Consider the following 22,750-nt stretch of genomic DNA (forward strand, 5'->3'; position numbering starts at 1 on the left):
GGTGGTCAAGGCGCTCTCTCCTGGCGGCGATCGGCGGCGGTGGATCGGGGTACCGGGCCGTTCGGGGCAGGGGAGGACGGCGCGGTACGCCCGTGGCGTCGCGCGGCGTGTCGTCCCCGGCCCGCCCGCGAGGCCCGGAAGGTGGTGCTCGTGCTGGGGCCTCTGCGGGGAGGCGCTCGCACACCGTCGGCAGGTACTCGGACTCGCGGGCCCCCGTTGGGGAACGGCCGCTCACCGCTGCGGGGCAGTCCCGGACTTGCACCGGGTTCCCCTGCGTCGACAGCAGGGTCGAGCATACATCTAGTGGTGCTCTCTCGATGCGACACCACATGTTGTGCAGCGCGGCGTGTTGGCCCGATGACGGCTGGTACCGGGGCGGGAGGCCGGAAGGGGCGCGGGCCGAGGTTCCGGAGGCCCTCGGGCGTGTCCGGATTAGGAAACGGAATGGTTACCGGGGCGGCCGCCGGTCAGGGGCATGCCCTACGATCTCGGCTCATGAGCGACGGAACGGGCGTGCCCGGGGAGTGGTCTGGACAGCCCGCTTCGCAGGGGGAACAGCCGGCCCCTCCCGCCGGGTCGGGGGGCGTACAGAACCAGCAGCCGGGTGGACCCGGACCGGTGCCGCCGGGGCAGCCGCCCGTCGGCGGCCAGGCCGTGCCGCCGGCCCCGGGCGGGTTCGGGCCGCCGCCGCCCTCGTACGGGCCGCCGGCGCCGCAGCCGGTCCGGCCGGTGGTTCCGCCGGTGCCCGTGCTGCCGCAGCCGCCGCAGTCGGTCCAGGTGCCGCCGCCGGTGCAGCCGCCCGCGCCGCAGCCTCCGGTGCAGCCCCAGCCGGTGCAGCCCCAGCCGGTGCAGCCCCAGCCCGTCCAGCCCCAGCCCGTCCAGCAGCAGCCGATGCCGGTGCCCTCGCACCACTGGCAGCACCCGCCGCAGCCGCAGTCGACCGAGCCGGACTGGGCCGCCCTCGCCGAGCGCAACGCGGCCGACGGCCGGCGCAAGACCCGACTGAAGATCATCGGCGCGGCCGTCGCCGTCCTGCTGGTCGGCGGCGCCGTCGCCGGCGGCCTGCTCCTCCTGGGCAAGGACGAGGACGGGAAGCCGATCGCCGGGCCCACCGCGACCGCGACCGGGGCCACCCAGCAGCCGGCGCCGACGCTGACGGGCTCCGCCAAGCCGTCCCCCACGGCCACCGCCACCCCGACGCCCACTCCGACCGCGAGCGCCACCCCCGAGGACCCGTCGAAGCCGCTCTGGGACGCCGCCACCGACCCTGCCCCGCAGGACGCGGCGGCGCTGTTCTCGGCGCTCACCGTGAGCGTCAACGGCGTCACCTGGAACCGGACCGTGGTCTCGCTCGACTCGCCCTGCTGGGACGGCAACTCCACGGTCGGCGGGCTCGGCCGGGTGCTCGGTGACCAGGGCTGCCGCCAGGTGCTCCGGGCCACCTACGTCGCCGGCGACAGCGCGGTGACGGTCGGCGTCGCGGTCTTCGACCACAAGATCCAGGCCGAGACCGCGATGAAGAGCTACGTCGGCCACCTCAAGGGCGCCGCCGCCCCGGGCGCGCCGGTCTTCTGCGCCACCCCGGGCTGCACCAACAGCAAGGCGACCCTGGGCCGCTACGCCTACTTCACCGTCGAGGGTTCCGCCAAGGGCGGCAACACCGCGGACGCCGCCGCCACCGCGGCCGCCGCCGGCTTCGGCGAGCACGTGAAGAACCAGCTGCTGCAGCGGGCCAAGGCGCCCGCCGCCCCGCCGGCGGTCCCGGCGGGCTGACCCGCCCGCCGCCGGCCCGGCCGGCTGTCCCCCGCGCGCCCGTTCGCCGGGACGCGGGGGAGTGTGGCAGGCTCGCGGGCTGTCAGTCGCACGCGTGTCCGGTCGTGGCGGCCCGGTCGCCGCTGCCGGGCGGCCGGCCGGCCCAGGCATCCGGAGGAGCGCCCCGTGGCCCTGCCCCGCCCGCTGCGCGGCAAACCGGTCGTGCTGGCCGCGTCCGCCGCGGTGCTCGCCACCGGCGTGCTGGTCCTCGGCGGCCGGGACGACCGCTCCGCCCCGCCGCCCGGCCCCGCGGGTCCGACCGAGCGCAGCGTGCTCACCCTCAACGGGGCGGGCCGCGCCCTGCCCCCGGAGGTCGGCCGCGGCCTGCTGGCCCGGGACCCGAAGGCCTCGCCGAACGCCCGGGCCGTCCAGCAGCTGCTCGCCGACCTGGAGGGCGCGGCCCGGTCCGGCGGATCCGGCGGCACGGTGATCGGCCAGCACATCGAGGGGCACAACGAGCGCTACAACCCCGAGTACGGCGACTACCGCGGCACCAAGCCGGTCGGCTACTACTACAAGAAGGCCGCCGACATCACCGGCAAGCTGCCCGGCTTCGTCGAGACCGACCTCGGCCCCGGCTACGGCCTGAGCGGCTGGGGCGTCGGCAACCCGCGCTCCTACTCCGAGGGCCGCTGGCCGGCCTGCGCGGTCGGCTGGCAGTACGCGGACGACGCGGTGGACCTGATGGCCGCCGTATGGTCCGGCCACCCGCGCGCCGCGGACGGCACGTACGGCGCGTCCGGCGTCCAGCGCAACTGCGACGGCACCACCACCGAGCTGCCCGACAACGGCGGCGCCCCGGCCGGCCTGGTCGGGATGTCCTTCCACCAGCCCTACCCGGGCTCGGACGTGAAGTCCTTCGACCGGGTGCTCTGCTCGTCCTCGCCCGCGGCCCGGGACCCGGGCTGGTTCGGCCGGGTCGTGGACAGCACCGGCGACACCCCCGAGTACCGGGCGCTGCTGACCGACCTGTCCTTCCTCGCCGACCACCTGGAGTACCTCGCCGCGCACGACGTGCCGGTGCTGCTGCGCCCGTACCACGAGATGAACGCCGCCGACTGCGCCCGCGGCTTCTGGTGGTCCGGCCGGAAGCCGGCCGACTACCAGGCGCTCTGGCGGATCACCTACCACTACCTGGTGGAGACCAGGGGCCTGCACAACCTGCTGTTCGCCTGGACCCCGGTGTCCTGGGACGGCGCCCCCGGCGTCGACCCGTGGGACTACTACCCGGGCGCGCAGTTCGTGGACGTGGTCGGGGTGGACGACTACAGCGGCAGCCCGGCGCGCCCGATCGGCACCGGAGAGGTGTGGACCAAGCGCTACTACGACGGCCTGGCCGGGTACGGCAAGCCGCGGATCCTGGCCGAGTCCTTCGCCGTCCCGGTCAACGCCCGCCAGCCGGACACCCTGCGCCGGACCCCGTGGACGATCTGGACGGTCTGGGGCCAGTCGCTGACGGCGGACAACCTGACCCCGGACCAGCCGCGCAACTCCAACGCCGACGTCAAGGCCACCTACGACAACGCCCTCGCGCTCACCGGAGGTTCGGCCGCGTTCGGGGCGAACGTGGACTGGGGCGGCCTGCACGTGCGGTGACGCCGGCGGCGGGCGCCGGCCGGAGCCGCGCTCCGGGGCCGCGGCCGGGCGCCGGGCCGGGGCGGCGGCCGCCGGGTTCGGTAACAAGTCGGAGGCCCCCGGACGCCCGGAATTCCGGCCCGTCTGCCCGTGTGGCATCCTGTGGCCCGGAATCGAGCGGGCTGATGCCGGGGGACACCCGGCGGGCGGGGGTACGGGAGATGACACAGGCGCGTCCGGACCGCCCGGCCGGCGGCATAGCCGTGGCCTGGGGCGCCGTCCTGCTCGGCTGGGCGGCGTACAACTGCTTCTGGCAGGCCGGCCCCGCCACCTTCGTCAAGGGCATCTTCTACTACGGCAGCGACGCCGTGGCCGCCGAGACCGGCAGCCTCAACTACGGCCTGCTGTACCTGGTCTCGGGCATCCTGCTGCTGCGCGGGCAGCTCTGGGCGCGCGGGGTGGCGGTCGGTGTGGCGCTGGTCGAGGGCTACAACCGGGTGCGCAGCCTGAGCGGCGCGCTGCTGGACGAGCCGCAGCGCCGCTGGTTCACCGGGACCACCGAGGGCTGGCTGAAGCTGGTGACCTTCGGGCTCGGCGTGCTGGTGGCGGCGGCGCTGGTGCTGCTGCTGGTCCGCTCGCTGCGGCGGCCGGAGACGCGCTGGGAGCCGGCGCCCGCTCCGTGGGCGGCCGCGGCGGCGCAGTCGCCGTTCCCCGCGCAGGCGTACCCGGGGCAGGCACCGTTCGGCGGACCGGCCCAGCCGCCGTACGCCCAGCCGCCGGCCGCCTGGGCACCGCAGCAGGCGCCCCACCCGCAGCAGGCGCCCCACCCGCAGACCCAGCCGCAGCCCCCGGCCCAGCCCGGCCCGCACGACCAGCCGACCCAGACCGGCTGGCCGCAGCCCCAGCAGCCCCAGCCGTACCCCCAGCAGCCCTGGCCGGCCCCGCCGGTGACGCCGGGCCCGGTGTCACCCGGCCCGGTGGCGCCCGGTCAGGTCCGGCCTCCCCAGGACACCCCGCCCTACCCGGGGTAGCCTGCTCGATGCCTCCGGCCGTTGGGCCGGACGGATGAACGCACAGCCGAAGACGACGAGGGATCCCTTTCACCATGACCTCAGCAGCACCCGTGCGGACGGTCCTGACCACGTCCCGCGAGGCCGCTCGGCTCGCCGACCGGCAGATGTCGTGGAAGCCCCGGGTCGTCCCGTTCTACCTCTCCTTCCTGGTCATCTTCGGCTTCTCGATCTGGGCGTACGTGCCCAACCCGACCCCGCTCGGCTGGGTGATCACGATCCTCTGGGGCATGCCGGTGTTCGGCGTGCTGATCGGTTTCCAGGGCGTGCTGATGGTGCGCCGCCGGATCCGCAAGGCCGGGCGGATGACCCCGCCGGCGCCGGTCGACGACGACTACCTGATCGTGCTGGTGCCGACCATCGGCCGGCACGACACCTACCCGGCGCTGGAGCGCTCGGTCCTCTCGTACGTCGAGCACCTGCCGGTCTACTTTCCGTGGATGCGGGTGGACATCCTCACCGAGGAGGGCTGCGCGGCCGCCGAGAAGATCGACGACCTGGCCGCCCGGCACCCGCTGATCCGGGTGGTGACCGTCCCGAAGGGGTACGAGACGCCGAACGGCACCAAGTTCAAGGCCCGCGCCAACCACTACTCGCACGAGCTGCGGATCGACGAGGGCGAGGCCGAGGACGACGTCTGGGTGCTGCACATGGACGACGACACCGGCGTCGGGCCGGACACCGCCGCCGCGGTCGCCCAGTTCATCAACCGGCAGCGCCGGGCCGGGGACGACGCCAAGCACATGGCGCAGGGCATCCTGACGTACCCGCGGGAGAACGCCGTCTCCACCTTCACCTGGCTCGCCGACGCGATCCGCCCGGCCGACGACATCGCCCGGTTCCGCGCGATGACCGGCACCGGCACCCCGATCGCCGGCGTGCACGGCGAGCTGCTGCTGGTGCGCTCCTCGGTGGAGGCCACCATCGGCTGGGACTTCGGCCCGAAGACCATCGTCGAGGACGCCCAGATGGCGCTCAACTTCTGCCTGCGCTACCCGGGCCGCAGCGACTGGTTCAACGGCCGCTGCTACGGGGCCTCGCCGGCCGGGGTCAAGGACTTCCTCAAGCAGCGCGAGCGGTGGGCCTGGGGCCTGGTGGCGCTCTGCTTCAACAAGTCCATCCCGCTGCGGTTCCGGCTGTTCATCGGGATGGGCATGGTGAGCTGGGTGCTCGGCCCGCTGCAGCACGTCGGCCTGGTGCTGCTGGTCGCCTGGTTCACCGGGACGATGAACACCTCGCCGGTGACCCAGTCGGTGGTGCTGGTCTGGTCGATCAACTTCGCCTACGTGATCTGGACGTACTGGGAGGGCCTGCGGCTGAACGTGGTCGCCTCGGCCAACCACCGGCGCAAGTGGTGGGAGCCGATCGCGGTGGTCGCGGCCATCCCGCTGTTCTCCTTCCTGGAGGGCTGGGGCGGGCTGCGCGGGCTGATCAAGTTCCTGCGCCGCGAGGAGAACAAGTTCGTCGTCATCGCCAAGCCGGCCTGACGGATCACACGGGACTGCTGCCAGAACCATGAAACGCTTCGTCATCTTCATCCTGCCGACCGCCGTGCTCGGCATCACCGTGGGCGTCCCGATCCTGTTCGGCGACCACCCGGTCAAGTTCGACCACCGGCGGCCGACCGAGGTGCACTTCGCCGGCGCCGCCGAGGAGCAGGGCCGGGTCTGGGGCTTCGGCAAGGACACGCCGCAGGAGCCCGCCGACACCGGCCCCAGGGTGGCCCGGCCGTGGGCCGAGGGCAGCCCCGAGTGGGGCGTCCAGGTGTACTGGCTGGACGACCCGAACGACCCGGAGAGCTTCGTCCAGGGCAAGGTCGACCGCATCGTGGACTACGTGGTCGGGCTCAACGCCAACGCGCTCTCGGTGACGTTCCCGTACTACACGGTGGGTGCCAAGGCCAACGCCGTCGCGGCCCGGCCGACCACGCCCAGCCCGGACCGGCTCGGCCTGCTGCTGGACGCCGCGCACCGGGCGGGCCTGCGCACCACCGTCCGGCCGCTCCTGGACGAGGAGGCGCTGAAGTACACCACCACCGGGAACTGGCGCGGCAACATCGCCCCCACCGACCGGGACGCCTGGTTCGCCAGCTACTCCGCCTTCCTGACGCCGTACCTGAAGGCGGCCCAGGACCACGGGGCGGCCGAGTTCACCATCGGCACCGAGTTCAACTCGCTGGAGAACGACCCGCACTGGGCCGGCCTGGCCGAGCAGGCCAGGAAGACCTTCCGCGGCAAGCTGGCCTACGACGCCAACTGGGACAACTGGTCCAAGGGCCCGGTCCCGGTGCCGGTGGACCAGACCGGCGTCGACGCCTACTTCCCCGCCAAGTCGGCGGGGGACGACGCCTCCGCGGCGGAGCTGGTGGCCAGCTGGCACACCTGGCTCGACAAGCGCGGCAAGGGCGTGCAGCCGACCACCAAGCTGACCGAGGTCGGCATCCCGGCGCAGAAGGGCGCGTACAAGACGCCCGGGGACTTCTACACCAAGCACGAGGTGAACGAGGCCGTGCAGGCGACCTGGTTCACCGCGGTGTGCCAGGTCGCCCGGGAGCGGAAGGTGGCCGGGGTCTACTTCTGGTCGCTGTACTTCGGCATCGACCCGACCCTGCCGACCACCGAGGACACCCCGCGGATGGACTTCGCCGGGCGACCCGCCTCGGAGAAGGCGATCCGGGACTGCTTCGCGCAGACCTACGAGGTGCCGGCGGCCGTCCCGGAGGCCCAGCAGGCCCCGGAGACCCCCGCGCCGAGCACCACGGCCGCGCCGAGCACCCCGGCGGGCCAGAGCACCCCGACCGGTCCGCCCGCGAGCGGCACGCGGGCGCCGGGCGTCCCGACGGCGTCCGGCGGCGCACAGCCCACCCGCAGCCCGTCCCGCTAGGGCGCCCGGACGGGGCTCCCGTCCGGACCCGGGACGCCTCGACGGGGCGCCCCACGGCCGGGGAACGCCCCACGGCCGGGGAACGCCCCCGGGCCCGCCCTACGGCTGGGGCTTGGCCGACGGGACGGCCGCCGTCGACGGCTTCCCGGCCGGCGACTGGGAGCTCCCGGTGGTGGCCCGGCCGGACGGCGCGGGCTGGCCGGTGGCGGCCGGCTGCGTGGACGCCGCGGCCGCCGGCGTCTGGGCGGGCGCCTGGGCGGGCGGGCTCGGCTGTCCGCCCGGGGTGGCCGAGGGCGCCGCGGGCGCGGGCCCGTCGGGCCGCACCCCGGCCAGCGCGTCCGCGATCTGCCGCTCCAGCCACGGCGTGACCACCCGCATGCCGGCCGGCGTCAGGTGCACGCCGTCGGCGGCGGGGGAGACCAGGTGGCCGTCGCGGTCCTTCCAGAGGCAGGTGCCGTCCGGGCAGTAGAAGGCGTTCAGGTCGAGCAGCTGGACGGTGCCGGCCGAGCCCCGTACGAACTCGGCGACCTGCTGGTTGTAGCAGGTGCCCCAGGTCTTGTTGATCGCGCCGTTCTCGACCCGCTCGTTCATCAGCAGCACCCGGGCGTCGCCCGACCGCTGCCGGATCAGGGCGACCGCCTCGGCGAGCTGGGTGCCGTACCGGGTGCGGTAGTACTCGTCGCACGGGTTGAGCCAGGTGCCGTCCAGGTACTGCTCGGCGGCGTCCCAGCCGAGGTGCAGCACGACCGCCTGCGCCTTGGACCGGTCCAGCTCCTTCTCCCAGCGCCCGGCCCGGTCGCGGCACTCGTCGGTGGTGTCGAACTCCTCCTGCGAGGTCCCGCGCACCTTCTCCGCGCCGAACACCCCGCAGCCGCTGATCCCGCCGTCGACCACCCGGAACCGGTCGCCGTGCCGGTACAGGCCGGTGGCCAGGTCCTGCGAGAAGGAGTCGCCCAGCGCGAGCACCAGCGGCCGGTCCGCCGGGCCGGAGCGCATGTCGTACGAGACCCAGGAGGGCAGGTACCAGGCGCCGACGGTGGCGACCGCCGTGGTGGCGGCCAGCACCGGGATGGTCGGGAACGGCCGCCAGCGCAGCACCCGGACCCGCTCGGTGGCGGTGTGCAGCAGCCAGGCCAACCCCCAGGAGAGCGGCGCGCCGACCGCCAGCAGCATCGGCGGCGAGATGTCGTCGACGAACCGCTGGAGCATCCAGTAGACCGGCAGGTGCAGCAGGTAGAGGCTGTACGAGATGGTGCCGGTGAGCCGGAGCGGCGGCAGGGAGAGCAGCCGGACCAGCGGGCCCCGGTCGTGGCAGAGCGAGGCGACCAGGAGGGCCGAGAGGGCGGCCACCGCGGCCAGGCCGCCCTGGTAGAGCCACGGCTGCTTGTAGTCGTGGACGGTGAGGCTGGCCGCGACCAGGGCGCCGAGCGTCGCGGTGCCGATCAGGGTGAGGACCACCGTCCCGGCCGGCCCGGACCGGGCCTGGAACCGGCGCAGGGTGCGCGGCCCGGCCTCGGCGCCGTCCACGGCCTTGCGGCGCAGCCGCAGGTACACCACGAAGGCGGCGGCGGCACCGGCGGCGAAGCCGACCGCGCGGGTCTCGGTGCCCAGGTAGAGGCGGTCGGCGTTGTCGCCGTTCCACATCAGCGGGGCCACGGCGGCCGCGGCGGCGAACAGTACGCCGGTGGCGATCCCGGTCGCGGTGAGCGAGCGGCGGCAGAGCGCGTGGATGAGCAGCAGGAGCAGCGGCCAGACCACGTAGAACTGCTCGGTGATGCTGAGCGACCACATGGCGGCCAGCGGGTCGATCCCGGCGTAGTGCTGCCAGTAGGCGTCACCGCGCTCCAGCTGGGCCCAGTTGGCGACCTGGGCGAGCGCGGCCAGCGCCTGCGGGCGCAGTTCCCTGACGTCCTTGAGCGGGCTGACCAGGGCGGAGAGCGCGACCACCAGGAAGACGGTGGCGAGCAGGCCGGGGAGCAGCCGCTTGGCGCGGCGGCGGTAGAAGACGCCGAGGGCGATCCGGTCGGTGCGGTCCAGCTCGCGGATCAGCACCAGGGTGACCAGGAAGCCGGAGAGGACGAAGAACGCGTCCACGCCGAACAGGCCGTTCTGGAACCAGTTGGTGTGGTACAGCAGCACGGAGGCGATGGCGAGGCCGCGCAGGCCGTCCACCGCCTGGAAGCGCACGGACGGGGGGACGGGGCGGGGCGGCTCCGGCGGGGGTGCCGGTACGGCGTACCGGCTGCTGCGGGGGGCGGGGAAGCCGCGGGCCTCGCGCATGTCCTGGAGCGTGGGTCCGCTCGCCGCCGAGGGCGCGCCGAGGCTGGGCCCGTCGTTCATGGGTGCTGCTCCCCCGATTGATGGGCTACCACGACGTGTCTCGATCAGAGGTTTATATCAAAAGACCCCGGTTGATCGTCGGTCGACCACCGGGCCGGGGGAGCGGAGCGGGCGTCAGAAGGCCAGGCTGTACACCATCAGGTCGATGCCCGGGTAGGGCGACCAGTCGCGTTCGGGCGAGCGGCGGAAGCCGACCCGCTGGTAGATGCGGTGGGCGGTGGTCATCTCCGGGCGGGTGGAGAACGCCATCCCGGCCAGGCCGAGCTCGCGGCTGCGGGTGAGCGCGGCGCGGACCAGGGCCTCGCCGACGCCCCGTCCGCGGGCGGCCGCCGAGGTGGCGAGCATCCGGATCTCGCCCTCCTCGGGGGTGGCGATGTCGGCCCACTCGGTGCCGCCGACCGCGAAGGTCACGCAGCCGAGGACCCGTCCTCCGGCCGTGTCGACCGCGACGAGGAGTTCGGCCTCCCGGGCCCGGCGGGCGGCGTCGCGCAGGAGGTGGACGTAGTCGCTCCCGGGCGAGGTGTGGCCGTCGCCGACGAAGGCCTCGACGGTGATGCGGCCGGCGTCGTCGAGGTCCTCGGCGCGGGCCGGGCGGATGGCGATGTCCATCCGGTCAGTGTGCCGGACCTGCTGTCGGGGCGAGCCGCCGGGTCGCGGGGTCGGCCGTGGACGGACCGGCGGCTTCCGCCGGGACGGAGGCGGAGGAGGAGGCGGAGACGGTGGTGGTGGCGGCGGAAGCGGCGGCGGCGGGTGCGGTCGCGGGGTCGGCGGAGGGGCGGAGGGAGGCGGCCGGCATGGTGCCGTAGAGCCGGTCGGGCAGGGCGGGGTCGACGGGATAGCCGCCGGAGCGGTGCCAGTTGTCGCGTCCGGTGGCATCCTGCTGCGCCACCTCGCGTCCGATCAGGGCACCGAGCAGGCCGAATCCGCCGACGGCCCCGACCAGGGCGAGTGCGCTGGCGATCGTGTCGGAATCCATGGCTCCACTCTGCTCGCACGGCCGAACGCCCACGAGTGGCAGGAATGCCTTAATGCATCGAAAAACTGCCAGTGGCGTCCTATCCTGGGGGCATGCTCAAGAACGTGGTCGCCGTGGTCCTCGAAGAGGTCCACCCCTTCGAGCTCGGTGTCGCCTGCGAGGTGTTCGGGCTCGACCGCAGCGAGGAGGGCCTGCCCCGGTACGACTTCGCGATCGCCGGCGCCCGCCCGGGCCCGCACCGCACGCACGCCGGCTTCACCGTCGACGTCCCGCACGGCCCCGAGCGGCTCGCCGAGGCGGACCTCGTGGTGGTCACCGCGACCACCCTCGGCCACGAGTACCCGGAGCCGCTGCTGGAGGCGATCCGGGCGTCCCTCGACGGCGGCGCCCGGGTGCTCTCGATCTGCAGCGGCGCCTTCGTGCTCGGCGCCGCCGGCCTGCTGGACGGCCGCCGCTCCACCACGCACTGGCGGTACACGGAGGAGCTGGCCGCGCGCTTCCCGCGGACCACGGTCGAGCCGGACGTCCTCTACGTGGACGACGACCCGGTGATCACCTCCGCCGGGACGGCGGCCGGCATCGACGCCTGCCTGCACCTGGTGCGCCGGCTGCAGGGCGCCGAGGTGGCCCGCGGGATCGCCCGCCGGATGGTGGTGGCCCCGCACCGGGAGGGCGGCCAGGCGCAGTTCGTGAACCGGCCGATGCCGGTGCACGACGGGGACTCGCTCGCACCGCTGCTCGACTGGATGCGCCACCACCTGGACCGGGAGTCGACCGTGGAGCAGCTGGCGGCCCGGGTCCACATGTCGCCGCGCACCTTCGCCCGCCGCTTCCAGCAGGAGACCGGCACCACCCCGCACCGCTGGCTGACCGGCCAGCGGCTGCTGCTCGCCCAGCGCCTGCTGGAGTCGACCAGCGAGCCGGTGGACGCGATCGCCGCCCGCTGCGGCTTCGGCAACGCGGCCACCCTGCGGCACCACTTCGGCCGCCGACTGGGCACCACCCCGCTGGCCTACCGCCGCTGCTTCGCCGAGCCCGAGCCCGCCGCCGTCTGAACCGGCCTGGCCGCCCGAACCGGCCGGGTCACCGTGTCGCCGCCCGTGCCGCCCGTGCCGCCCGTGCCGCCCGCCTCACCGGCCGTCGGCGAGGTGCCCGGTGTCGTTCCACTGCCCGGGCCGCAGCCGCCCGCCCTCCGCCCGCCAGAGGCTGGTGGAGCAGTTCCGCACCGGCTCCAGCGCGGTCAGCTGCGCCTCGGTGAGCCGGTCCAGCGCGTACCGCAGCATCAGCACGGTGCAGTCGTGGGCGACCAGCAGGACGGGCCGGCCGGCCTCCTCCGCGCAGACGTCGCGCAGCACGCTGCGCACCCGCAGCGCCACGTCCGCCCAGGACTCGCCGCCGGGCGGGCGGTAGTACAGCTCGCCCATCTTCCGCCGCCGGGCCGCCTCCTCGGGGTGCTTGGCCTCGATGGCGGCCTTGGGCAGCATCTCCAGGATGCCGAGTTCGCGGTCGCGCAGCCGCTCGTCGTAGCGGACGGCGAGCGAGACCGGGACGGCGCCGAGCCCGGCGGCCTGGGCGAGCGCGATCCGGGCGGTCTCGGCGGTGCGCACGTACGGCGAGCACCAGACGCTGCGCGGGCGGTCGGCGCTGGGCAGGCCGGCCCACCAGCGGCCGAGGGCGTGGGCCTGCTGCTGGCCGTGCAGGGAGAGCGGGATGTCCGCGTCCCGGCAGCCGATCGGCACGCTGAGCGCGCCGGCGGCCTCGGCCAGCTGGAACTCGACGTTGGCGGTGGACTCGCCGTGGCGGGTGGCGATCAGGACGGACGGCAGCCGGGTGGCCGTCGCGTCGGGCGTGTGGGTGGAGGCGTGTTGACCGTTGAGCGTGGTGCCGAGTTCTGCCATCGCCGCTGCTCCCCGTGGGTCGATCAGTTGCCGGCCGGGTGTCGGTCCGGTCTGGTTGCTGCCCTGTTGGTGCCCTGCCGGTACGGCTGTTCATACATATGATCGCGCCGCCCCTCCAGTGTTGACGGAGGAGACGGCGCGATCACAGGGCGCGCGCGGGGCGTATCAGTGCGCCGCCACGGGCTCCGGCGCGTTCTCCGGCTCGCCGTCGCCGCTCTCGGCGCTGTAGTCGCCCGGCCGGGTCTCGTCCGGGCTCTCCGGTGCCTTGGCGGCCCGCAGCGCCAGCGTGAGGACCACCGAGACCACCAGGTTGAGCACGAAGGCGGTGAGCCCGATGTAGCCGATCTCGCCGATGCCGGGGATCTCCGCCGAGTTCCCGCCGAAGTGCTTGGTGGCCGGGCTGGCGATGGTGTACGCCTTCCAGGTTCCGTAGGCCATGCCGGCGGCCCAGCCGGCCAGCAGCGCCCAGTGGTGGAACCAGCGGGTGAACAGGCCGCCGACGATGGCGACGAAGGTCTGCAGGATCCAGAGGCCGCCGAGCAGCTGCAGGTTGATCGCGGCCTGCTTGTCCATGCCGAGCACGAAGACCAGGGCGCCGACCTTCACCAGCAGCGAGACGAACTTGGCCACCCGGGTCTCGTCGGCGGGGGTGGCGGCGGGCTTCAGGTACTCCTTGTAGACGTTGCGGGTGAACAGGTTGGCCGCCGCGATCGACATGATGGCCGCCGGGACGAGCGCGCCGATCCCGATCGCCGCGAAGGCGACCCCGGTGAACCAGTCCGGGAACATGTTCTCGAACAGCTGCGGCACCGACAGCTGGGTGTTGAACTTCTTGTCGCCCTTGCCGACCCCGGCCGCGACCGCCATGAACCCGAGCAGCGCGAGCAGTCCCAGCATCAGCGAGTAGGCGGGCATGATCGCCATGTTCCGGCGGACGGTGTTGCGCGACTTGGAGGCCAGCACGCCGGTGACCGAGTGCGGGTACATGAACAGCGCCATCGCCGAGCCGATCGCCAGCGTGGCGTAGGTCCACTGCTTGTTCTCCGGCACGGTGAGCGAGCCGGTCGCCTTGGGGGCGCTGAACTTCTCGCCCACGGCGTCGAAGATGTGCCCGTAGCCGCCCAGCCGGATCGGGATGTAGATCACCGCGACGATGATCACGATGTAGATCAGGGTGTCCTTGACGAAGGCGATCAGCGCCGGGGCCCGCAGCCCGGAGGAGTAGGTGTACGCGGCCAGCACGCCGAAGGCGATGAACAGCGGCAGGTCCTTGACGAACCAGTTGGCGTTCTCGCCGCCGCCGACGCCCAGCACGTCCAGCACCGCCTGGATGCCGACCAGCTGGAGCGCGATGTACGGCATGGTGGCCAGGATGCCGGTGAGCGCGACCACCAGGGACAGCGGCTTCGAGCCGTACCGCCCGCGCACGAAGTCGGCCGGGGTGACGTACCCGTGGACCCGGGAGACCGACCAGAGCCGGGGCAGGAAGAGGAAGACCAGCGGGTAGGCGATGATCGTGTACGGCACCGCGAAGAAGCCGGCCGCGCCGGTGGCGTAGACGGCCGCCGGGACGGCGACGAAGGTGTACGCGGTGTAGAGGTCGCCGCCGAGCAGGAACCAGGTGATCCAGGTCCCGAAGCTGCGCCCGCCGAGGCCCCACTCGTCGAGGTGGAGCGCGTCGTCGGCGCGCCGCCACCGGGAGGCGAGGAAGCCCATCACGGTGACCAGCGCGAAGAAGAGGACGAAGACCGTCAGCGCGGGAACGTTGACCCCGTTCATCGGGCGCCACCCGCCTTCCGGGCGACCCGGCGGGCCTTCTCGTCCCGGTTGATCAGCAGGTAGGCCGCGACCGTGAAGACGGCCGAGACCGGCACCCAGAGCAGCTGGTACCAGTAGAAGAATGGCACCCCGCCGGCCTCGGGGTCGAGCTTGTCGTACGAGCCCACCCAGAGCATCGCGACGATCGGCACCAGCAGGGCGAGTCCGGCCAGCACCCGTTCCGGGGTGACCGCCGGGACGGCCGCGGGACCGTCTGGCTCGGGCATGACAGGTTGGTCGGTATCGAGGTCTGGCGACATGGTTCGGCTCCGCTTCGGAGGGTTTCACCTCGTCGGCGCCGCAACCCCGAGGGGCCGCACACCCCCCGTGAGTCCGCCGAGCAGCACCAGTGGTGATCGACAGTCAGTACGGATGCGGAATCTAGAGCATCGAGTGATCCGTGTCACCGGATTCACCACAGATTCCCGCCATCCGGACGGCGCGCGCGCCCGCCCGGCGGTGCGCGCGCCGGGCGGGCGCACCGCGCGCCGGGAAACGGAACGGGCACCGGCGTGTGCGGGGAGTGCACGCCGGTGCCCGGAAGCACGGGGGAGTGGTGCGGCTACTCGGGCTGCTCCGGCCGCTTCAGGCGGGTGATGAACTTGTAGCGGTCGCCGCGGTAGATCGAGCGGACCCACTCCACCGGGTCGCCCTCGGCGTCGAAGGAGTGCCGGGAGAGCTGGAGCATCGGCAGGCCGAGGTCGGAGCCGAGCAGGCCGGCCTCGCGCGGGTCGGCGAGGGTGGTCTCGATGGTCTCCTCGGCCTCGGCCACGGTGACGCCGTAGACCTCGCGCAGGGCCGTGTACAGCGAGTTGTGCTTGGCCAGGTTGCGCCGCAGCGCGGGGAAGCGCTTGGCGGAGAGGTGGGCGACCTCGATGGCCATCGGGTCGCCGTTGGCCAGCCGGAGGCGCTCGATCCGCAGCACCCGGCCGCCGGGCTTGATGTCCAGCAGCGGGGCCAGCCGGTCGTCGGCGGTGATGTAGCCGATCTCGATCAGCCGGGAGGTGGGCTCCAGCCCCTGGGCGCGCATGTCCTCCGTGTAGGAGGTGAGCTGGAGGGCCTGGGCGACCTTGGGCTTGGCCACGAAGGTGCCCTTGCCCTGGATGCGCTCCAGCCGCCCCTCGACGACCAGCTCCTGGAGCGCCTGCCGGACGGTGGTCCGCGAGGTGTCGAACTGCGCCGCCAGGGCCCGCTCCGGCGGTACCGGGGTGCCGGCGGGCTGGGTCTCGGTGAGCTGCAGCAGGTGGCGCTTGAGGCCGTAGTACTTGGGCACCCGGGCGGTCGGGTCGGCGCCGGCCTGCGCGGGGAGGTTCTTCACCTGGGGGTCGTTGACCTGGGCCGTGCTGCCCCCGTCGCTGCTCATCGGACCTGTCTCCCGCTTCTCGCGGGGCTTTTGGGGGCCCCGCCGCATCATTAACAACTCACATCGTTGCATGTATGGCTACGGAACGAATACCTCATCACGCGATGAACGATGTGCGGTGTCGGCTTGATAACGGGTGGTCCTGATCGGTCGAACAGCCGTTGACAGGCCCATTGGTCTAGGCCAAGCTCCAGGCATCTGGTCTACACCACTAGGCCGGTCACTATGAATCCCCCCACCCGTTCGCTGGGGTCCGCGGCACCAATCCTCCCGCATTGTGTGGGTACGCCGCAGCCACCCGACGGGGGTAACCCAGGCATCCCTCAGGAGGATGGCGTGAAGCGTCAGCTCATTGCGGCGGTCGGCGTCGCGGCCATGGTCGTCGGTCTCGCGGCCTGTGGCTCGGACGGCAAGAAGGACGAGTCGAAGGACAACGGCACCGGTTCCGCGACCTCCGCCGCCGGCAAGAACTACAGCGGCAAGACGCTGAAGGTGTGGCTGATGTCCGGCTCGGCCCCCAAGGGCTGGGAGGACTCGGTGAAGACCGAGTTCGAGACCACCTACCCGGGCTCCAAGGTCGAGTTCCAGATCCAGGAGTGGACCGGCATCGGCCCCAAGGTCACCGCCGCCCTCTCCGAGGGCTCCGTCGACGTCCTTGAGGTCGGCAACACCCAGACGGCCGGCTACGCCGCCACCGGTGGCCTGCTGGACATCACCAAGGACAAGGCCGCCATCGGCGGTGCCGACTGGGCCGCCAACCAGAGCGAGTCCGCGATCCTGGACGGCAAGCAGTACGCCGCCCCGTGGTACGTCACCAACCGCGTCGTCGCCTACAACAAGGACCTCTGGGCGAAGGCCGGCCTGACCGCCACCCCGAAGACCCTGGACGAGTTCTACGCCGCCCTGGACAAGCTCAAGGCCACCCCGGGCGTCGCCGACCCGCTCTACATGCCGGGCCAGGAGTGGTACGTCTACTTCGGTCTGCTCACCACCGAGGGTGGCAAGCTGGCGAAGAAGGAGGGCGACAAGTGGGTCGGCGGCCTGTCGTCCCCCGAGGCGCAGAAGGCCTTCGAGACCTACAAGGCGATCCAGAGCAAGTCCGTCACGGGCGCCAAGGACAAGGACGAGGCCAAGCCGCAGCAGAAGGACGTCTTCGGCAAGGGTGACGTCGGCTCGATCATCGGTCTCGGCTGGGAGCTCCCGGACGAGAAGGCCATCCCGAAGGACAAGATCGGCTTCTTCCCGCTCCCGGGCAAGACCGCCGACAAGCCCTCCGGCGTGTTCCTCGGCGGCTCGAACCTGGCCATCGCGCAGGCCAGCAAGAACTCCGACATGGCCAAGGACTTCCTCAAGGTCGCGCTGAACGACAAGAACGAGGGCCTGGTCGCCGCTTCCGGCCTCATCCCGAACAAGAACTCGCTCAACGACAAGGTGGTCGGTGACTTCGCCACCGCCGCGAAGAGCGCGGCCGTCGTCGGTGGCATCACCCCGACCACGCCGAACTGGGCGAGCGTCGAGAACGAGCCGAACCCGATCAAGGACTTCCTGACCGGCGCCCTGACCGGCGACTACGCCGCGGCGGCCAAGAAGGCCGACGAAGAGATCGCCAAGCGTCTCAACGCCAAGCAGTAACAGTCGAGCGGCGTCGCTCACCGGCTCCCGGCGGGGGGCCGGTGGGCGGCGCCTGTCCGTCGTGGGTCAGGTTGTCAGGAAGAGAGAACGATGGCTGTGCATTCGGAGCGGGTGCAGACACAGTCCCCGGAAACAGGGAAGGCTGCTGTGGCCGGTATCGAGACGAGCGCCGCGGGCGGCGGCGCCAAGGGCACCCCGAAGAAGAGCGCCAGACCGGCAGGCGGCCCGAGCCTCGGCTCCCGGTTCGCGCCGTACCTGTTGCTCCTGCCCGCCACCGTGGCCACCCTGGCCCTACTGGGCTGGCCGCTGCTGAAGACCATCCTGGTCTCGTTCCAGAATCTGAACGCGCGCCAGCTCGTCCAGCACCTGACCGAGTGGAACGGCTTCGAGAACTACACCGAGCAGCTGACCGACCCGCAGTTCTGGGCGGTCGCCGGCCGTAGCGTCGCCTTCACCGCGCTGAACGTCTTCCTGATCATGGTGGGCGGCTCGCTGGTCGGCCTGCTGCTCAACCGGCTCGGCAAGAAGATGCGGCTGCTGCTGTCGATAGGCCTGCTGCTGGCCTGGGCCATGCCGGTGGTCGCCGCGACCACGGTCTACACCTGGCTGTTCGACACCCGGTTCGGCGTCGTCAACTGGCTCCTGGACACCCTGGGCTGGCACTCGATGGCCACCTACAACTGGACCGGCAGCCAGTACTCGACGTTCTTCGTGATCCTGCTCCTGCTGGTCTGGGGCTCGATCCCGTTCGTGGCGTTCAACATGTACGCGGCGCTGACGACCATCCCGAAGGAGCTCTACGAGGCCGCCCGGATGGACGGCGCGGGCTCGGTCAAGATCTTCACCGCGGTGATGTTCCCCAACCTCAAGCCGTTCTTCCTGGCCACGACCTTCCTTGAGGTCATCTGGATCTTCAAGGCCTTCACCCAGATCTACGCGATCAAGGCCGGCGGTCCCGACGGGCTCACCCGCACCCTGCCGATCCACGCGTTCCTGGAGGGTTCCGGCCGCCAGCACTACGGCACCGGTTCCGCGATCGCCGTGCTCACCATCCTGATGCTGGGCGTGCTGATGGCCTACTACTTCCGCATCATTCTCAAGCAGGAGGACGAGCTGTGAGGCGCTCGCTCATCGGACGCACCTGGCCGAACGTCATCGCGGTCGCCCTCTTCGTCTTCTTCGTGTTCCCCGTCTACTGGATGATCGTCACGGCCTTCAAGCCGGAGAAGGACATCATCAGCAAGACGCCGGTGTTCCTGCCGCTGGACGCGACCTTCGAACACTTCAAGACCGCCGTCAACGCGCCGAAGTTCTGGACGTACACGGCCAACAGCTTCATCGTCACCATCCTCGCGGTGGTGCTCTCGCTGGTGATCGCGACCCTGGCGTCCTTCGCCATCGCCCGGATGAAGTTCCGCGGCCGCAAGGCCTTCGTGCTGGTCGTGATGGCGGCCCAGATGGCGCCCTGGGAGGTCATGACCATCGCGGTCTACCTGATCTCCCGCGACAACGAGATGCTGAACAGCCTCGTCCCGCTCACCGCCTTCTACATGATGATGGTGCTGCCCTTCACCATCTTCACGCTCCGCGGCTTCATCGCCGCGGTGCCGAAGGAGCTGGAGGAGTCGGCGATGGTGGACGGCTGCACCCGCACCCAGGCCTTCATCAAGGTGATCTTCCCGCTGCTGGCGCCGGGCCTGATGTCGACCTCGCTGTTCGGCTTCATCACGGCCTGGAACGAGTTCCCCCTCGTCCTGATCATCAACAAGACCGAGGGCCAGACCCTGCCGCTGTGGCTGTCCTCGTTCCAGACCAACTTCGGCACCGACTGGGGCGCCACCATGGCCGCCTCGACGCTGTTCGCCCTGCCGGTGCTGATCCTGTTCGTCTTCCTGCAGCGCAAGGCGGTCGGTGGCCTCACCGACGGCGCCGTGAAGGGCTGATCCCGCCATGAGCATCCTCGTTCCCACCCTCCCGGCCTCCGACCAGCTGCACCGCGACGCGCTGACCGTCCTCCAGCCCGGCTTCGTCGGCACCGAGCCGCCGGAGTGGCTGCGCCGCCACCTGGCGGCCGGCCTGGGCTCGGTCGCGCTGTTCGACCGCAACGTGGCCGACCTCGACCAGCTCGCCGCCCTCACCGGGGCGCTGCGGGCCGAGAACCCCGACCTGCTGATCGCCATCGACGAGGAGTCCGGCGACGTCACCCGGCTGGAGGCGGGCTCCGGCTCGTCCTGGCCGGGCAACCTCGCGCTCGGCGCGATCGACGACCCGGCGCTGACCCGGGACGTCGCCCGCGAGCTGGGCCGGGCCCTGGCCGCCGCCGGCGTCAACTACAACTGGGCGCCCACCGCCGACGTCAACTCCAACCCGCGCAACCCGGTGATCGGCGTCCGCTCGTTCGGCGCCGACCCGGAGCTGTGCGCCCGGCACACCGCCGCCTGGGTGGAGGGCCTGCAGTCGGCCGGTGTCGCGGCCTGCTCCAAGCACTTCCCGGGGCACGGCGACACCGCCGTCGACTCGCACCACGGCCTGCCCGTCATCGACGTCGACCTGGACGTGCTGCGCGCCCGCGACCTGATCCCGTTCCAGGCCGCGATCGCCGCCGGGACCAAGGCCGTGATGACGGCCCACATCATGATCCCCGCGCTCGACCCGAAGCTGCCCGCCACGCTCAGCCCGCTGGTGCTGCGCGACCTGCTGCGCGCGGCCCCGGAGGACGGCGGCCTGGGATACCAGGGCCTGATCGTCAGCGACGCGATCGAGATGGGCGCCATCGCCGACACCTTCGGCATGGGCGAGGGCACCGTGCTGGCCCTGGCGGCCGGCGCGGACGCGATCTGCGTGGGCGGCGGGCTGGCCGACGAGGCCACCGTGCTGATGCTGCGCGACGCCATCGTGGCGGGCGTGCAGTCCGGCCGGCTCGCCGAGGAGCGGCTCGCCGACGCGGCCGCCCGGGTGCGGGCGCTCGGCAGCTGGGGCCGGATCGCGGGCCAGGCCGAGCGGCCGGAGGCGGACCTCGCGGTCGGCCTGCGGGCGGCCCGCCGGGCGCTGCGCGTGGTCCGCGCGCCGGGCCGGGAGGTGCTGCCGGTGACCGAGCGCCCGTTCGTGGCCTCGTTCTCCGCCGAGCCGAACATCGCGGTCGGCGACGTCACCCCGTGGGGCGTGGCCGGCATGCTGGCCGACCGCTTCCCCGGCACCCGGACCCGTGAGGTCGGCCCGGAGGCCGCCGAGCCGGCGGCGCTGGACGCGGTGGTGGCCGAGGTGCTGTCCGGCGCCGAGGGCCGCCGCCTGGTGCTGGTGGTCCGGGACGTCCACCGCCACGAGTGGATGTCGGCCGCGCTGGCCCGCCTGGTGGCGGCCCGGCCGGACGCCGCGGTGGTCGAGATGGGCCTGCCGCAGTCCGAGCCGGTCGGCGCGCTGCACATCGCCACCCACGGCGCCGCCCGCGTCTGCGGCCTGGCGGCCGTGGAGGTGCTCACCGGGCAGCCGGGGGCAGTCGGCTGAAACCGCCGGATCCCCGGCCGGGGGGACCCCTCTGCCGGGCCGTGACACAGGGTGCCGGGAGGCACTCGCCCAACGGGCCCGTCATGCGCATGTCGCATGGCGGGCCCGTTGTCGTTTCATGTCGCTGACCTGCGGAGTCGCGACCTGACGGTGTTCCCTCAAATCCTCCTTAAGGCACCCTTAAGTTCTACTTAGGGTGACGGAGGGGCAACTGATCGCCACGCGGTACAACAGGTCTGCAACGGCGGTGGCTGCCAGGCCATTTGGCGTTGACACCGCCAGTGGTCTAGGCCAGGCTCCAGTTCATCCGGTTCGAATTTCAATTTCACCGGATGTGGTATTGGCCCACCCCGAAGCTCTTCGCCGCCCCATCCCGGACACCGTCCCGGCGGGCGCCACCACGCTGCCGGCGGCCACAGGCTCTAACACCCTCGGAGGATGGCGTGAAGATGCGTCGGCTCATGGCCACGGCCGGAATCATGGCGCTCGCCGCCGGACTGACGGCGTGTTCCTCGGGCGGCTCGGCGTCGAGCGACGCCAAGAACGCCTCGACGGACCCGAAGACCGCGACCGGCACCGTCACCGTCTGGCTGATGGACGACGCCCAGAAGAGCTGGCCGGACCTCGTCCAGCGGGTCAACGACGACTTCGCCGCCAAGTACCCCAACGTCACCCTGAAGCTCGCCTACCAGGGTTGGGCCGACAAGGTCACCAAGCTGGACAAGGCGCTCGCCGACGGCACCGCACCGGACGTCGTGGAGCTCGGCAACACCGAGACCATGAAGTACGTGCTCTCCGGCGCGCTGGCCCCGGTCGAGCGGAACACCTTCGACAACGCCGACTCCTGGATCAAGGCGCTCGCCAACACCTGCACCTACCAGGACAAGCTGTGGTGCGTGCCCTACTACGCGGGCGCCCGGGTCGCCATCTACAACTCGGCCGCCTTCCAGCAGGCCACCGGCAACGCCGAGTTCCCGAAGACCGAGGACGAGCTGCGCGCGGCACTGGACAAGGTCGCCGACAAGAACAAGGCCGACCGCACCTACTCGTCGCTCTACCTGCCCGGCCCGTACTGGTACGCCGCGATGAGCTACGTCTCCGCGTACGGCGGCGCCATCGCCCGCTTCGACAGCGCCGGCAACTGGCACGGCACCCTGAGCGACCCCAAGTCCCAGCAGGGCATCAACCACTTCGTCGAGCTGGTGCGCAAGTACAACAAGGGCGACCTGGCGGTGAACGAGCAGAACCAGTTCGAGTCGATGGCCCGCGGCCACGCGGCGGCCTTCTACGGCAACGGCTACGAGGCCTCCAGCGTCACCGCGCCGGTCACCGGCGACCCGAGCCTCAAGGACGCCGTCAAGGTGGCCACCATGCCCGGCCCGGGCGGCAAGCCGCTGCCGACCTTCATCGGCGGCTCGGCCCTCGCCGTCACCGCCAAGTCGCCCACGGCGGCGCTGGCCGCCGACTGGGTCCGGATGTTCACCAGCACCAAGTCCCAGCAGGCGCTCGCCGACAAGGACATCCTGCCGAACAACCTCACCCAGCTGAACCCGCTGAAGAACAAGCCGGCCACCGCCGCCGCGGCCAACGCCGTGCCGGACGCCTGGTTCACCCCGCTGGCCCCCGGCTGGGGCGCGGTCGAGAAGCAGAAGATCCTGCCGGACATGCTGACCGCCATCCTCAAGGGCAAGTCGGTGGACCAGGCCGCCAAGGAGGCCGACGCCGCCATCGACCAGCTGATCAACAAGGCCGGCTGAGCCGGCGGGACCGCCCGCCCGGCCGTCCCCGGAGCCAGGACGCGCCCCCGGGCCGCCGGAGCCCCTCCCCGCACCGCCGGGAGGGGCTCCGGCGCTCCGGGGGGTGCGGACCTGCCCGAGCC

18 protein-coding genes and 1 riboswitch are annotated in these 22,750 nt (G+C 72.4%); of the genes, 11 read left to right on the forward strand and 7 right to left on the reverse strand.

All coding sequences use genetic code 11. The annotated features are described in order from the left end of the window. Window positions 1–171 precede the first annotated feature (171 nt). Window positions 172–313, reverse strand: a riboswitch (cobalamin riboswitch). A gap of 428 nt (window positions 314–741) precedes the next feature. The 5 genes from AC067J_RS13190 (at window position 742) to AC067J_RS13210 (ending at window position 7,340) form a co-directional block, all read left to right on the forward strand. Continuing rightward, a complete protein-coding gene (locus AC067J_RS13190; RefSeq protein WP_478298547.1) occupies window positions 742–1,773 on the forward strand; it encodes a flagellar basal body-associated FliL family protein in 1,032 nt (343 codons plus the stop codon). Window positions 1,774–1,938: 165 nt separating this feature from the next. Beyond that, window positions 1,939–3,408, forward strand: a complete 1,470-nt coding sequence (locus AC067J_RS13195) for a glycoside hydrolase family 26 protein (RefSeq protein WP_478298549.1) — start codon at window positions 1,939–1,941, stop codon at window positions 3,406–3,408. Between the two features lie 200 nt (window positions 3,409–3,608). Next, window positions 3,609–4,418: a hypothetical protein gene (locus tag AC067J_RS13200; protein WP_478298551.1), complete on the forward strand. Its 810-nt coding sequence runs from the start codon at window positions 3,609–3,611 to the stop codon at window positions 4,416–4,418. Window positions 4,419–4,492: 74 nt separating this feature from the next. Next, entirely contained in the window at window positions 4,493–5,944 is a 1,452-nt protein-coding gene (locus tag AC067J_RS13205) for a glycosyltransferase family 2 protein (protein WP_478298552.1), read from the forward strand. A 28-nt stretch (window positions 5,945–5,972) separates the two neighbouring features. Further along, window positions 5,973–7,340, forward strand: a complete 1,368-nt coding sequence (locus AC067J_RS13210) for a glycoside hydrolase family 113 (protein ID WP_478298554.1) — start codon at window positions 5,973–5,975, stop codon at window positions 7,338–7,340. Between the two features lie 99 nt (window positions 7,341–7,439). Here AC067J_RS13210 and AC067J_RS13215 read toward each other — a convergent pair whose 3' ends face one another. The 3 genes from AC067J_RS13215 to AC067J_RS13225 all read right to left on the reverse strand — a co-directional run bounded on the left by AC067J_RS13215 (window position 7,440) and on the right by AC067J_RS13225 (window position 10,656). After that, window positions 7,440–9,680 (reverse strand): SGNH/GDSL hydrolase family protein, encoded by a 2,241-nt coding sequence (locus AC067J_RS13215; protein ID WP_478298556.1) that lies wholly within the window; start codon window positions 9,678–9,680, stop codon window positions 7,440–7,442. Window positions 9,681–9,794: 114 nt separating this feature from the next. After that, complete coding sequence (locus AC067J_RS13220) at window positions 9,795–10,289, reverse strand: GNAT family N-acetyltransferase (protein ID WP_478298558.1); 495 nt, start codon at window positions 10,287–10,289, stop codon at window positions 9,795–9,797. Between the two features lie 4 nt (window positions 10,290–10,293). Beyond that, window positions 10,294–10,656 (reverse strand): hypothetical protein, encoded by a 363-nt coding sequence (locus AC067J_RS13225; protein ID WP_478298560.1) that lies wholly within the window; start codon window positions 10,654–10,656, stop codon window positions 10,294–10,296. 92 nt (window positions 10,657–10,748) lie between these two features. Between AC067J_RS13225 and AC067J_RS13230 the strand changes: the two genes are divergently transcribed. Then, window positions 10,749–11,711: a helix-turn-helix domain-containing protein gene (locus tag AC067J_RS13230; protein WP_478298562.1), complete on the forward strand. Its 963-nt coding sequence runs from the start codon at window positions 10,749–10,751 to the stop codon at window positions 11,709–11,711. Window positions 11,712–11,786: 75 nt separating this feature from the next. Here AC067J_RS13230 and AC067J_RS13235 read toward each other — a convergent pair whose 3' ends face one another. From AC067J_RS13235 to AC067J_RS13250, 4 genes are all read right to left on the reverse strand, one after another. Beyond that, the gene (locus tag AC067J_RS13235; protein ID WP_478298564.1) at window positions 11,787–12,554 is read right to left on the reverse strand and encodes a histidine phosphatase family protein; all 768 of its coding nucleotides are present in this window, start codon (window positions 12,552–12,554) and stop codon (window positions 11,787–11,789) included. A 165-nt stretch (window positions 12,555–12,719) separates the two neighbouring features. Continuing rightward, window positions 12,720–14,333, reverse strand: a complete 1,614-nt coding sequence (gene mctP, locus AC067J_RS13240; RefSeq protein WP_478298566.1) for a monocarboxylate uptake permease MctP — start codon at window positions 14,331–14,333, stop codon at window positions 12,720–12,722. Next, window positions 14,330–14,599: a DUF3311 domain-containing protein gene (locus AC067J_RS13245; RefSeq protein WP_478298568.1), complete on the reverse strand. Its 270-nt coding sequence runs from the start codon at window positions 14,597–14,599 to the stop codon at window positions 14,330–14,332. The genes mctP and AC067J_RS13245 overlap by 4 nt, the downstream gene beginning before the upstream one ends. Before the next feature lie 335 nt (window positions 14,600–14,934). Further along, window positions 14,935–15,735, reverse strand: coding sequence for a GntR family transcriptional regulator (locus tag AC067J_RS13250; RefSeq protein WP_478298570.1), 801 nt, complete (start codon window positions 15,733–15,735; stop codon window positions 14,935–14,937). Window positions 15,736–16,071: 336 nt separating this feature from the next. Between AC067J_RS13250 and AC067J_RS13255 the strand changes: the two genes are divergently transcribed. The 5 genes from AC067J_RS13255 (at window position 16,072) to AC067J_RS13275 (ending at window position 22,628) form a co-directional block, all read left to right on the forward strand. Then, window positions 16,072–17,367 (forward strand): extracellular solute-binding protein, encoded by a 1,296-nt coding sequence (locus tag AC067J_RS13255; RefSeq protein WP_478298572.1) that lies wholly within the window; start codon window positions 16,072–16,074, stop codon window positions 17,365–17,367. Between the two features lie 90 nt (window positions 17,368–17,457). Further along, complete coding sequence (locus AC067J_RS13260) at window positions 17,458–18,486, forward strand: carbohydrate ABC transporter permease (protein ID WP_478298574.1); 1,029 nt, start codon at window positions 17,458–17,460, stop codon at window positions 18,484–18,486. Continuing rightward, window positions 18,483–19,310: a carbohydrate ABC transporter permease gene (locus AC067J_RS13265; protein ID WP_478298576.1), complete on the forward strand. Its 828-nt coding sequence runs from the start codon at window positions 18,483–18,485 to the stop codon at window positions 19,308–19,310. Before AC067J_RS13260 ends, AC067J_RS13265 begins: the two co-directional genes overlap by 4 nt. 7 nt (window positions 19,311–19,317) lie before the next feature. Continuing rightward, window positions 19,318–20,871 carry a glycoside hydrolase family 3 protein gene (locus AC067J_RS13270; RefSeq protein ID WP_478298578.1) on the forward strand — a complete coding sequence of 518 codons (1,554 nt, stop codon included), beginning with the start codon at window positions 19,318–19,320 and terminating at the stop codon, window positions 20,869–20,871. A 461-nt stretch (window positions 20,872–21,332) separates the two neighbouring features. Beyond that, entirely contained in the window at window positions 21,333–22,628 is a 1,296-nt protein-coding gene (locus AC067J_RS13275) for an extracellular solute-binding protein (RefSeq protein ID WP_478298580.1), read from the forward strand. Window positions 22,629–22,750: the final 122 nt, after the last annotated feature.

Source organism: Kitasatospora sp. NPDC042419, assembly GCF_056437345.1.